We start from the raw sequence: 12,467 nt of genomic DNA, 5'->3' as shown, positions 1-12,467 counted from the left end.
GCAGAATGCAAAGGCACCAAACCCCAACGATAAGGATTGCCCCACCATGACCACGCCTGTGCCCGTCCACCGTGATCCCGCCTCCGGGCTGACTGCCGGCAGCGGTGGCGAAATCCGGCACGGGCTGGTGTCCAGACTGTCTGCGGAAGCCTTTGGCAGCCTTTTCATCGTGGTGGCAGGGCTGGGCGTCCCGCTGTTCTCCATCCCGCAGTCCAGCCCGCTGCCGGCCGCGCTCGCAGCTGGCCTGGCAGTGACCGCGGCGATGCTGGCCTTCGGCTACGTTTCCGGCGGACACTTCAACCCGGCGGTGACGGTCGGCCACGCCGTCGCCGGCCGGATCCGGCTCGGTGACGCCGCCGCGTACATCGGCGCGCAGCTGGTGGGCGCGCTCCTGGGCGCCCTCGCACTCTTCGGCATACTGCGCACGCTGCCGGGGATCAAGGACAGCCGCACGGCGTTCGACACCGTGACCGCCGGATTCGGCGAGCATTCCATCATCCAGGCGCCCCTCGCCGGCGTGCTCCTGCTGGAGGTACTCGGGGCCGCGATCCTGGTCGCCGTCTTCCTGGGCACCACGGCACGCAACAACATCAACAAAACGGCAGCTGCCGTATCCGTGGGCCTCGCCTTCGCTGTCCTGCTGCAGCTGGGCCTGTCCGTAGGCAACGCGCCGTTCAACCCCGCCCGCGCCACGGCCTCGGCCCTCTTCAGCTCCAGCTGGTCCCTTGAGCAGCTGTGGCTTTTCTGGGTTGCTCCCTTGGCGGGCGCGGCCATCGCCGGGCTGGTCTTCCGTGGTTTCGCCGACCCTGTTGCTGCACGTACGGCCTCGGCCGCTGACGGCTCAGTGCTGGACGACAGTGCCGACGACGTTGAAGATCTTGACGACGAGGATTTTGACGTCGCCGACGAGGCCGCTGCGGTGCCTGCCAAGGCCGTTGTCCCCGCCAAGCCCGCGCCGGTTCAGGCGACTGCGGACCTGCCGGACAGTCGCGACGAGGCGCAGGACTTCTTCGACGGAAAGCGCGGCTAGCTGGCCTGACCGGGCCACGGCCTGTTGCGGCGGTGTCCTAAACTGTCGGTGGCAGCCGCTAGCGTAAGAATATGCGGTTATTGCACACATCGGACTGGCACTTGGGCAGGTCCTTCCACGGCGTCGGGATGCTGGACGCCCAACGGTCATTTGTTGATCAGCTCGTCAGCGCCGTCACTGAAAACGGCGTCGACGTTGTCCTGATCGCCGGCGACGTCTACGACCGCGCCCTGCCCGGCGTCGACGTTGTGGGCCTGTTGGACGATGCTTTGGTGCGGCTGACAGCGGCCGGTGCCACGGTGGTGCTGACATCCGGCAACCATGACTCCGCCATCCGGCTCGGCTTCGCCTCCAGGCTGCTGGAACGTGGCGGCGTCCACCTGCGGACCAGGCTCGCGGACCTGGACCAGCCGGTGGTACTGCCGCTGGGCGCAGGTGCCGGCGCTGCGTACGGCGCCGTCCTGGCCATCTACGGAATCCCCTGGCTGGAACCGCGCCTCGTCGCCGAACAACTCGGCGTGGAGACCGCCAGCCACTTCGAAGTCACCCGCGCCGCCACGGACCGCATCCGGGCGGACCTCGCGCAGCGCAGCGCTGCGGGAACGGTCCACTCGGTGGTCCTCGCCCACACGTTCGCCAGCGGCGGGATCAGCTCCGACAGCGAGCGGGACCTCAGCATCGGGGGAGTCGGAGCCGTGCCCCTGGACCTGTTCGACGGATTCAGCTACACCGCACTGGGGCACCTGCACGGCCGGCAGACCCTGTCGCCGCAGGTCAGGTACTCGGGATCGCCTCTGGCCTACTCGTTCTCCGAAGCCAAACACACCAAGGGAAGCTGGCTGATCGACGTCGGCACGGACGGCGTGACCGGGGTATCGGAACTGTCGTGGGAAGCGCCTCGGAAGCTAGCCGTGCTCCGCGGCGAAATCTCGGAACTCCTGGAGTCCGCAGAGCATTCCGGGGCCGAAGGGGCGTACTGCCAGATCACGCTGACGGATGAGCAGCGGCCCGCGCAGGCCATGGAACGGCTGCGGGCCCGTTTTCCGGACACTCTGGTCCTGGGGTTTGATCCGCAGGGCGGCGCCGTCAAGGCGTCCAAAAGCTACAGCAGCCGGCTCGCCGAAGCCCAGGATGATCTCTCGCTCTGCTGCGGATTCCTCGATCACGTGCGGGGGCGGGACGCGGACGACGCCGAGCAGTCGGCTATTGCCGCGGCGCTGGATAACGTACGCCTCAAGGAGTCATCGCTATGAGGATCCACCGCCTGGTCATTTCCGCCTTTGGTCCCTTTGCGGGCACCGAGGAAATCGACTTCGACCGGTTGAGCGCCCACGGACTCTTCCTCCTCAACGGACCTACCGGAGCGGGGAAGACCAGCGTGCTGGACGCTGTCTGCTTTGCGCTGTACGGATCCGTGCCGGGGGCACGCCAGGAGGGCAAGCGGCTACGCAGCGATCATGCCGAGCCTTCGCTGGAGCCGGCGGTCACCTGCGAGTTTTCGGCCCAGGGCCGCCACTTCGAAGTCACCAGGTCGCCGGCCTGGGACAAACCCAGTGCCCGGGGAAAGAACGGCTTCACCACACAACAGGCCAAAACGCTCCTCCGGGAACGCATCAGCGGGACGTGGACGGAGAGATCCGGTCGCAATGATGAAGCCGGCGCCGAAATCACCGCTCTGCTGGGAATGGACCGGGAACAGTTCACCCGCGTGGTGATGCTGCCGCAGGGCGATTTTGCCGCCTTCCTGCGGTCCAAGGCCGCCGATCGCCTGGAACTGCTGCAGAAGCTCTTCGGCACCCAGCGGTTCGAAGCCCTGGAGCAGGAACTGTCGGCGCAGGCCCAGGCCGCGCGGAACGATGTTGCCCGGCTGAACGGAGAGCTTGACCTGCTGGCAGCGCGGGCCGAAGCCGAGGCTGCCTCCTTGACCATTGATGATTCTGCAGCTCCTGCCAAGGAGGAATCCGCGGCCCGGATCGAATGGCTGCAGGAAGCCGTTACCCACCGCGCCGGGGAATTGGCTGTCGCGGCGGAGGCCGCAGCGGCTGTCAGAAGGGACACGTCGGACCGGCTGGAAAGCGCGGCCACGCGGCGGGAGCGCCACCGCAAGCTGGCAGCCGCCGAGGCCCGGAAAGCAGCCGCTGAGGCAATCCTGCCGTCCCTGGAGCTCCATGGTGCCCGGCTCGAGCAACACCGCCGAGCCGAGGTGCTCACCGGTCAGCTGCAAGCTGTCCAGTCCAGCCAGACCCAGGTCCGGCATGCGGCGGGGGCCATGGAATCCGCCATCACACTCCTGCGGATGGCCGCTGATGAAGACCCCGAACTGGGCCAGCTGGACCTTGGCGCCCTGGATGCGGCCAATGACGATGCCGGGTTCTCCACCGTCGGGGCACTTGACGTGGGGGGTGAGCTCAGCCGGCTCAGGTCACTGTTGGCCGTTGTGGAAGCCAGGTTGCCGGATGAGGAACGCCTCCATGCACTGGTTGCCAGGCGCGCCGCGCTCACCGCGAAGCAGCACGAACTCACACAGAAGGACATTGACCTGGGCGTTGCGCTGCAGGGCCTCCGCGCTGAGCAGGAAACCCTGACGTCAGGCCTGGAGCCCCTGGTGGAGCTGGCTTCGGCCGCCACCCTGCATGCCAAGGAAGCCGCTGCGGCGGGGGAGCTTCTTGACGTCGTACGGCGCTATGCGGCTGCACGCGCGGCGCAGGCGCTCGCCACGGAGCGCCACTCAGCGTCCCGGGAGATCCAGCTCGGGAAGAAAGTCCGTTGGCTGGACCTGCGCGAGGAAAGACTCGCCAACGCCGCCGCCGAACTCGCCGCCCAGCTGTCCGAGGGAGAGGCCTGCCCCGTGTGCGGCAGTGCGGACCACCCGGCTCCCGCGGAGGCTGCGGCATCCGCGCTGGGCCTCAGTCAGGCCGAGGAAGCCGCGCAGCAGGACCACGAGGCCGCAGAGACCAGGCTGGCAGCGCGGGCCCGTGAGCTGGGCGACGCGGACCAGCTGGTGGCTGTCCTTGAAAGCCAGGGCGGCGACCTGCCCGAAGCGGATGCGCTGGCGGCCTTCGAGTCCGCCCGCACCGCCGCCGCCGAGTCGCAGCTTGCGGTGAAAAACCTCGAGGACCTCCGGCAGCAGCTTGAAGCCGCTGAGGCCAGAATTGCGGCAGCGGATTCTGCCATGCACAGCGCAGCAGCAGAACTCGCGCAGGTCACCGCTGAATTGTCGGGACTGGCGGACCAGCTGGAGTCCCTTGACAGCGCCCTCTCTGCGCTGCGTGGCAGTCACCGCAGCCTCACGCAAAGGCTGCGCTCGCTGCAGGACGCCGCCGCCACGTTGGAGAAGGCCGTGGAGGCCCAGGCATTGCTCAGCAGAGCCAAGGCCAGGGCCGAGGAAGCACGGACCCAGCTTGAACTGGCGTTGCCGGACGCCGGCTTCAGTTCGGGCGAGGTGGCCCGCGCACAGCTGCTGTCGAATGCTGATGCTGCTGCCCTGCAGGCCGAGATCCGGGCCGGCCAGGACGAACAGGCGCGGATTGCCGAGCTGTTCGCGTCCGAGGATCTGCTGCTGGCACTGACTGAGGAGGCAGCAGATCCCTTGGTGGACGAGGCCCTCTTCGCGGAACTGCAGGCTGCCGTGGAGCAGGCCGGGCAGGAAGCACGGGCCGCCGATCTCGCCGCCGGCGTGGCCGCGCGCTGTGTGGAATCGCTGGCCGCTGTCCGCAACGACTACCAACAACTGGCCGGTTCCGGGCGGATTCCCAGGGAACGCGCCCAGATGCTGACAGCCCTGGCTGATACCGCTGCCGGCCGTGGAGACAACAACTACCGCATGAGCCTGAACAGCTACGTCCTAGCGGCACGGCTCGAACAGGTGGCGTTGGCTGCTTCCGAACGGCTGGTCGCCATGAGCGATGGCCGCTACCTGCTCCAGCATTCAGATGCCAAGGCCGCGCGCGGCGCAAAATCCGGGTTGGGGCTGGAAGTGGTGGACCAGTGGACCGGGCATCGCCGGGACACGTCTACCCTTTCCGGTGGCGAATCCTTTATGGCGTCCCTGTCCCTTGCCCTGGGGCTGGCAGACGTTGTCCAGCAGGAATCCGGTGGCATCCAGATCGAGACACTTTTTGTGGACGAGGGTTTCGGCAGCCTGGACGAACAATCCTTGGAACAGGTCATGGATGCCCTCGAAGGGCTTCGGGACGGCGGGCGCGTTGTGGGGCTGGTCAGCCATGTGGGGGAGATGAAACAGCGCATCGGCACCCAACTCCAGGTGCTCAAGGGCCGGAATGGTTCCACGCTGCGCATTTCCGACGCCGCCGAGGCGCTGGTGTGACTGCGGCCATGCCGGGCTGGACTGGGACTGACAGGCCGATACAATTGAACAGTTACCGGGTCGCGCGCATCGGGAGGAGGGACGATGCGCATTACTGAACGAGCCCGGAACCTTGAAATCTTCAACGATGTCCCCCATGCCCGCTTCCCAGGAAGCGCCGCTTTCCCCCGACACTGTCTCTCCTGAATCGCCAGCGTCCGCTGCCCTGGCCCCGCCCACGGGGCGGTTCGCCAGGCTCCCGCACCTCGCTGGCCGCAGTTTTATCCCCCTGGGTCTGTTCGCCCGGCTGCCCCTGGCCATGCTGACCGTCGGTGCCCTGACCCTCGTCACGTCCGTGACCGGCTCCTACGCTCTGGGCGGCACTGCCGCCGGGGCTGTGGGGATCGGCTCGGCCCTTGGCGCTCCGGTCTTTGGTGCCCTCGCCGACCGCAGGGGACAGCGGCCTGTACTTCTGGTTGCGGCTGTGCTCAATACCTTGGCGGTCCTGGCGCTGATCGGCACGGCCTGGGCCGCTCCCGAAACAGGGTCCTTTCCCATGGCCGTGATCGCCGCCGCCTTTCTTGCCGGTGCCAGCTGCCCGCAGGTAGGTCCGTTGGCCAGGGTGCGCTGGATGGCGCTCACATCGCGGGGCAAGGGAGCGAAGGCCGGCAGGGACCTGGACACGGCCCTGTCCTACGAGGGCACCGCCGATGAACTGACGTTTGTGCTGGGACCGGCCCTTGTGGGAATCCTGGCCAGCCTGGTGGCCCCTTGGCTGCCGTTGGCCCTGGCTGCAGCCATGACCATCACGCTGGTGCCCGCCTTTGCCATGCACTCCACCCACGAGGCGGTTCCCGTAAACCGGCGCACCGCTGCCTCGCCTAAGGCAGCGAGGATTCCCGCCGTCGTCGCATTGCCCGTCCTGGCAATGGTGGCCATGGGCACCTTCTTCGGGTCCGCCCAGACCGCCTTGAGCTCCTTCTCCGCGAGTTTCGCCACCTCCGAAATCGCCGGACTGTTGTATGCCGTCATGGGATTGAGTTCTGCCGCCGCAGCCCTGTCCGTGGCGTACTGGCCCCAGCGCATCACCCCGGCGACCCGCTGGCTGGTCAGCGCAGCACTGATGACGGTGCTCGCGTTGCTGCTTCTGGTTCCGGGATCGTTGGGTGGCATGGTTGTGGTGCTGCTGGTCTTGGGACTGCCGGTGGGTCCCGTGATGGTCACGGTCTTCGCGATCGGAGGCCTGGTGGCGCCTGCAGAACGGCTGGGAACCGTGATGACTGCCCTGGCCAGCGGGATCGTGGCGGGCACCGCCTTAGGGGCCGCCGTTGGTGGCCAGCTCGCGCAGGCCCACGGCTACCACACGGCATTCATTGTGCCTGTGGTTGCCGCAGGTGGACTGCTGGTGCTTGGTGCCGCCGCGGCGGTCATTCTCCGCAAACGCCACTGACCGACGCCGGGCGCCGGGCGCTGGCGCTGGTCACAGCCAGACGGTGCGTGCGGTGGTCAGCCCAGCTGGGCCTCAATGCGCCCGGCACCAGCCATCAGTGCAGCGGCGATTTCATCCGGATTCTGGTCTGCCCGGATGTAGACGACGGCCAGCGCGGCCGGCCGGCCGCCAGGGACCTTAACCGGAACTGCCAACGAGGAGACGCCCGCGATGACTTCATCGTGGCTTGCGGCAAAGCCCAGCTGCCGAGCGGTTCCGGCCTCGGGCCGGTAGGGGATTCCCTGTCCGGCCACCTGCCAGTCAGCTTCTGAATAGGCGGACTGGATCGCAATCCCGGGGGCGCCGGCGCTGATGGGATGCCGGGAGCCGGGATGTTGGACGACGGCCGCGCCCGTGTGCCGCGGGTCAACGGTGACCAGGGTGACGCAGTCATGGCGATCCCAGACGGCCACAAACGCACTCATGTTCAGGACATTGGCGAGCTGCGTCAGCTCCGGCAGGGCCGCTGTCTGCAGGTTGCGGGCAACCCCACGGGCCAGGACAGCCAGCCCGGGCCCCGGCTGGACCTTGCCCGCGTCATCGCGCACCAGCAAAGAATGGTCTTCCAGGGTCCGCAGGATCCGGTAGGCCACGGAGCGGTGGACTCCCATGGCATCGGCAAGTTCCGCAATGGTCAACGCCGCCGGCGCCGCGGCCAGGATTTCCAGTGCCCGGATTCCGCGCGACAGGGTCTGGGACGGCGAAGCCTGAGCTGCTCCGGAGGGGACTGCGGTGGGGGTCATGGATTCCATCCTAGGCGGCTGCACGGGCCCAGACGGTGTGCCGTGACGGTGCTTCCCGCACTCGGACTGTGCGCTGATTTCGAAATGGCCGGTGCTGATTCTTCCAAAAAGCAGTTCAACCGGGGAAATGATCCGTTGCAGAATCAGGAAATATAGTGCGTTTCATCACATCTTCGCGTAACGTCATACTAACTGACCGTTCGATCAGTAATTCGGACAGTTTGCATCCACCGTCGGCAGCCGTAATTCTCAGCCAGGCTGCCCCAAGCCACGGAGTTCCAATGACCGAAACTTCACGCGTCGATTCCGAGGCGGGCCCGAGCAGCAAGCACGAGGAACGCAAGGTCCTCGCAGCAACGCTGGTCGGCACCACCATCGAGTGGTACGACTTCTTCATCTTCGCCCAACTGACGGGCACGCTGCTGTCCCCGTTGTTCCTGGCACCGCTGAACGAATCCAACCCGGGCCTGGCACAGATCCTGTCCTTCGCGCTCATCGGCATCAGCTTCCTGTTCCGCCCGCTGGGTGCGGTGGTAGCCGGCCACCTCGGCGACCGGCTCGGCCGCAAGGCCATGTTGGTCTTCACCCTCCTGATGATGGGCGCAGCCACTTCGCTGATCGGCATGCTGCCGACTTATGCCCAGATCGGCGTCTGGGCCCCCATCCTGCTGATCCTTCTTCGCATTGCCCAGGGCTTCTCCGCCGGAGGCGAATGGGGCGGTGCTGCCCTGATGGCTGTCGAGCACGCCCCCAAGAGCCGCCGCGGCGTGTTCGGTGCGTACCCGCAGATCGGGGTTCCGGTCGGCATGATCCTGGCCACCGGCCTGCTGTTTGTTCTCAACTCGAACATGTCCAAGGAAGACTTCGCGGCCTGGGGCTGGCGGGTGCCCTTCCTCCTGTCCATCGTGCTGATTGTGGTGGGATACCTGATCCGCCGGGCTGTGGCCGAGAGCCCCGTCTTCCAGGAGATGGCCTCTCGCAAGGCCGAAAGCAGGGCCCCCCTCGGCGAGCTCATTCGTAGCCATAAGAGGCCCGTGCTCTACTCGACCATGATCTTCATCGGCAACAACGCCGCTGGCTACCTGCTGATCGCCTTCTTCATCTCCTACGCCACCAGGACATTGAAGATGCCCGTCCCGGAAATCCTGCTGGCCACCACGCTTGCATCCTTCGGCTGGCTGATCTTCACGCTCGCAGGTGGCTGGCTCTCGGACCGGATCGGCCGGGTCAAGACGTTCCTGATCGGGTATGCCATCATCTTCGTCTGGATGATCCCGATGTTTGCCCTGATCGACACCAGGAACATCATGCTTTACGGTCTGGCGCTCTTCGTCCTGACCATCGGCCTCGGCCTCTCCTACGGCCCCATGTCGGCCATGTACGCCGAGATGTTCCCGGCCAATGTCCGCTACTCGGGCATCTCCATCGGGTACGCCTTCGGGGCGATCCTCGGTGGTGCGTTCGCTGCGACCATTGCCGAGACGCTTCTTCAGAGCACCAAATGGACCGGATCCATCGGCATCTACATCATGATCCTGTGCGTAATTTCGGCGGCCGGTGTTCTGCTTGCCAAGGAGACCAAGGGCAACCCGCTCGGCGTCAGCAGCCACCACTAGGGTTGTCCGAAGCGCAGAACGGCGGGTTCGGGCCATCCGGCCTGGGCCCGCCTTTTTGCCGTGAGCCCGGTAGCGCCGCGCGGGCCTGGTGCTGCCGTGGGGCGACTACTGGTTCAGCAGGCTGATGGCATCCTCATCGGCTAACTGCTCGAAGTGCCGGTAGAAGCTGCCCACGGCGCGGAACTTCCCCGGCAGATGTAGGCACAGCACGGCATCGCACACCTTGGACACTGCCGTATAGGCTTCCACCGAACCCACCGGTGCTGCGGCGACGACGCGTGCCGCACCACCGGAACGGGCGGCCTCGACGGCGGCGCGCATGGTGGCTCCGGTGGCCAGGCCGTCGTCGAGCAGTAGGACTGTTTTGCCGGTGAGATTGCTGCTGATCCCCGGGTAAGTCATGGCCCGGCGGAGCAGCTCTGCCCTCTCGCGTTTCTCGACCTCGTCCAGCCACTCCTGGCGGACGCCGTGGTCCAGGATGCGGTTGATCAGGGGACGGTTGAGCAGGCGGACAACGCGGCCTCCGGACCACGCCAGCGCGCCAAAGGCTGTTTCGTCGTGGCCGGGGATGCCGAGTTTGCGGACCAGAATGGCGCCGAGCGGCAGGTACAGGGCCTTGGCGGCCGCGGCGGCGACGGGAATACCGCCGCGGGCCAGCCCCAGGACGATGCTGTCGGGGCGTTCCCGGAACTGGGTGAGCACCGCCGCCAGCCGTTCACCGGCATCGGTGCGGTCTTCAAAACGCGTGCTCATTGTTCCCTCTCCGGCTGTCGCGTAGTGATCAGACTCCCAGGAAAGCGATGGCGCCTTGTTTGAAGGCCCGGCTGGTGATGGCGTTCGTGTGATTGCGGCCAGGCAACGTCAGCTGTTCGGCCATGGACCCAGCCCGGATTCCGAGTGCGGCGAGCTGCGGCATGGTGGCCGCCCGTTCATCCTGATCGCCGGCCACAAGGAGCATCGGCATGTGTGGCACGGCTTCGGCAGGATCGAAGGGCTCGGCCTTGATGGCATCCACCAGGGACAGCAGCGCGAAGATGTTGTTGCTCGGCAGGAGCATGGCCATCTTGAGCAGCCCAGCAGTGGACGGGTCGGCGATGGGGGTTCCGTCGGCGAGGTAGTTCTGGGCGGCAATGAGGTCAAAGGCCGCTAGCGGATCGGCGATGTTCGGTCCGCCCAGAACCAGGCGGTGGACGATCTCGGGCTGGGTGGCGCCGAATTCCCAGGCGAGCCGGGCACCCAAGGAATATCCCACCACGTCAACCCCGCTGGTGGGGTCACCACTGTGCAAGGGCCGCACGCCGGCGTCGAACGCTATCTGGAGCAGGTCCGCGCGGATCCGGCTGGGGGAGTAGGAATCCATGTCCTCGGGAGCGCCGCTGCGGCCATGTCCGGGCAGGTCCACGGTGATGACGCGGCGGCCGGCCTCCAGCAGGGCCGCCACCCAGCCGGTGTCATGCCAGTTGAGCTTGCTGGACGAGGAGAAGCCGTGGAGCAGCAGCACGGGCCGAAGCCCGGCGTCGTCCTGCGGATCGTGCGCCTCCACGTACAGCTCGGGGTCCGTGCCCTCAACGGTGTGGGAATGCATCTCGCCGGTGTGCCTGCCGCTCATGGTGTCAGTCCTCATCAAGTACGGCGCTCAGGCGGACCCGGCGCGTCGGTGCCTCATCCTTCGGCCTGCCCACCGAAGATACGCACCACTTTACCTGCCTGCGGACTGCTCCTTGGGGGTGGTGCGTGACTTCGTGAGCCGGGCGCCGATCCAGCAGGCGGCAGCGAGGCAGGCAACCAGAACGAACGTGCTCAGCAGCTGAACACGGCTGCTTTCCGCGCTTAAGCCGACCGCGAAAATCAGGCCCAGGAGGACGAGTCCGAAGATAGTCAGGCCCGGGAATCCCTTCATCCGCAGCGGGAGGGCGGTATTGGCCCGGTCCGCGCGGCGCCGGAGGATCAGCTGCGAAACGAGGGCCGTTCCCCAGACCACCAGGCAGGTGGATCCGACCAGCTGGAACAGGGCGGGCAGGATCCGGTCCGGGAAAAGCAGCTCAAGAACTGTGGCGAAGAAGCCGAACGCCACGGACACGCCTACGGCGATCATCGGCACGCTGGCGCCGCTGAGCCTGGCCAGGATCCGGGGCGCCTCGCCGCGTTCGGCGAGCGAGTACGCCATGCGGGACGCGCCGTAGAGGTTGGCGTTCAGTGCGGAGAGAAGCGCGACCACGGCTACCAGGGTGATTGCCGTGCCGGCGCCCGGGATCCGGGCCGCGTCGAGCACGCCGGCAAAGGGCGAGGCGAGTCCTTCGGAGGAGACCGGCAGGACAGCCGCGATGACAAAGACCGATCCGATGTAGAAGACCAGGATGCGCCACAACACCGTCCGTATCGCGTTACCCACACTGTGTTCCGGGTCCGCCGTTTCCGCGGCGGCCACGGCCACGATCTCGGTTCCGCCAAAGGCAAAGATCACTACGAACAATGCTGTGGCGATTCCGCCAAGCCCGGCGGGGGCAAAATCAGTGGTGATGTTAGCGAGTCCGGGCGATGCAACCTCGGGCAGAAGGCCCAGCAGCAGGGCGGCCCCCACGGCCAGGAACGCCACAATGGCGGCAACCTTCAGGATGGCGAACCAGAATTCGAACTCTCCGAAGTTCTTGACGCCCGTCAGGTTGATGGCCGTAAATACGACCATAAAAGCCAGGGCCAGGGCCCACACGGGGATAACCGGCCAGACGGAAAACAGGAGTCCCGCTGCGCCCAGCGCTTCCGCGGCGATGACCACCACCAGCTGGAGCCACCACAGCCAGCCCACCGTAGCGCCGGCGGTTTTTCCGAGCGCCCGTTCGGCGTACACGGAGAACGCGCCGCTCGTTGGATTTGCAGCGGCCATCTCGCCCAGCGCCCACATCACCAGGATGATGAGCGTCCCGGCGACCAGATACGAGATCAGCACGGCAGGCCCCGCGGCCTGGATGCCGGCCCCTGAACCGAGGAACAGGCCGGCGCCGATGGCGCTGCCGAGTCCCATCATGGTGAGTTGCCGGGGCTTCATGGTGTGGCCGAGGTGGGATTCCGGCCGCACTGCCGTGGACTTCGATGTCATGCCTGTGAACTTTCTTGGGGTGGAGGGGGTGTCCGCGCGGGGACCATTTGAATCTACCCCCTTTGAGGCCGGCCCGCGGGCGGTGGCGGGTCGACGACGGGTGGCGGCGTGAATCCTAAGACGCCGGCGTCGAGTACGGCAACCCTTACTCCCGGTCGGTCCGTGGCCGTGGCATTGCGAAACATT

Annotated in this window: 9 protein-coding genes; 5 read left to right on the top strand and 4 right to left on the bottom strand. The window is 66.7% G+C overall.

Annotation, left to right across the window (positions count from 1 at the left end; all coding sequences use genetic code 11):
* The first annotated feature begins 46 nt into the window (after positions 1–46).
* The 4 genes from ACZY0Q_RS04670 to ACZY0Q_RS04655 all read left to right on the top strand — a co-directional run bounded on the left by ACZY0Q_RS04670 (position 47) and on the right by ACZY0Q_RS04655 (position 6,786).
* Entirely contained in the window at positions 47–1,030 is a 984-nt protein-coding gene (locus ACZY0Q_RS04670; protein WP_463915030.1) for an MIP/aquaporin family protein, read from the top strand.
* Positions 1,031–1,101: 71 nt separating this feature from the next.
* Positions 1,102–2,283, top strand: coding sequence for an exonuclease SbcCD subunit D (locus ACZY0Q_RS04665; RefSeq protein WP_463915029.1), 1,182 nt, complete (start codon positions 1,102–1,104; stop codon positions 2,281–2,283).
* A complete protein-coding gene (locus tag ACZY0Q_RS04660) occupies positions 2,280–5,357 on the top strand; it encodes an AAA family ATPase (RefSeq protein WP_463915028.1) in 3,078 nt (1,025 codons plus the stop codon). Before ACZY0Q_RS04665 ends, ACZY0Q_RS04660 begins: the two co-directional genes overlap by 4 nt.
* A gap of 136 nt (positions 5,358–5,493) precedes the next feature.
* Entirely contained in the window at positions 5,494–6,786 is a 1,293-nt protein-coding gene (locus tag ACZY0Q_RS04655) for an MFS transporter (protein ID WP_463915027.1), read from the top strand.
* Positions 6,787–6,842: 56 nt separating this feature from the next.
* On the opposite strand, the gene ACZY0Q_RS04650 is transcribed toward ACZY0Q_RS04655, so the two are convergent.
* On the bottom strand, positions 6,843–7,568 hold the full coding sequence (locus tag ACZY0Q_RS04650; RefSeq protein ID WP_463915026.1) for an IclR family transcriptional regulator: 726 nt from the start codon (positions 7,566–7,568) through the stop codon (positions 6,843–6,845).
* Between the two features lie 281 nt (positions 7,569–7,849).
* On the opposite strand from ACZY0Q_RS04650, the gene ACZY0Q_RS04645 reads away from it, so the two are divergent.
* Entirely contained in the window at positions 7,850–9,184 is a 1,335-nt protein-coding gene (locus tag ACZY0Q_RS04645; protein WP_463915025.1) for an MFS transporter, read from the top strand.
* Positions 9,185–9,289: 105 nt separating this feature from the next.
* Here ACZY0Q_RS04645 and ACZY0Q_RS04640 read toward each other — a convergent pair whose 3' ends face one another.
* From ACZY0Q_RS04640 to ACZY0Q_RS04630, 3 genes are all read right to left on the bottom strand, one after another.
* Positions 9,290–9,937, bottom strand: coding sequence for a phosphoribosyltransferase (locus ACZY0Q_RS04640; RefSeq protein WP_463915024.1), 648 nt, complete (start codon positions 9,935–9,937; stop codon positions 9,290–9,292).
* Between the two features lie 28 nt (positions 9,938–9,965).
* Positions 9,966–10,793 carry an alpha/beta fold hydrolase gene (locus ACZY0Q_RS04635; protein ID WP_463915023.1) on the bottom strand — a complete coding sequence of 276 codons (828 nt, stop codon included), beginning with the start codon at positions 10,791–10,793 and terminating at the stop codon, positions 9,966–9,968.
* Between the two features lie 90 nt (positions 10,794–10,883).
* Positions 10,884–12,281 (bottom strand): amino acid permease, encoded by a 1,398-nt coding sequence (locus ACZY0Q_RS04630; protein WP_463915022.1) that lies wholly within the window; start codon positions 12,279–12,281, stop codon positions 10,884–10,886.
* Between the last annotated feature and the right edge of the window lie 186 nt (positions 12,282–12,467).

The sequence above is a fragment of the Pseudarthrobacter lactosi genome (assembly GCF_055412785.1).
Note: the sequence above shows the minus strand (reverse complement) of the source record. Positions and strands in the feature narration are given on the sequence as shown.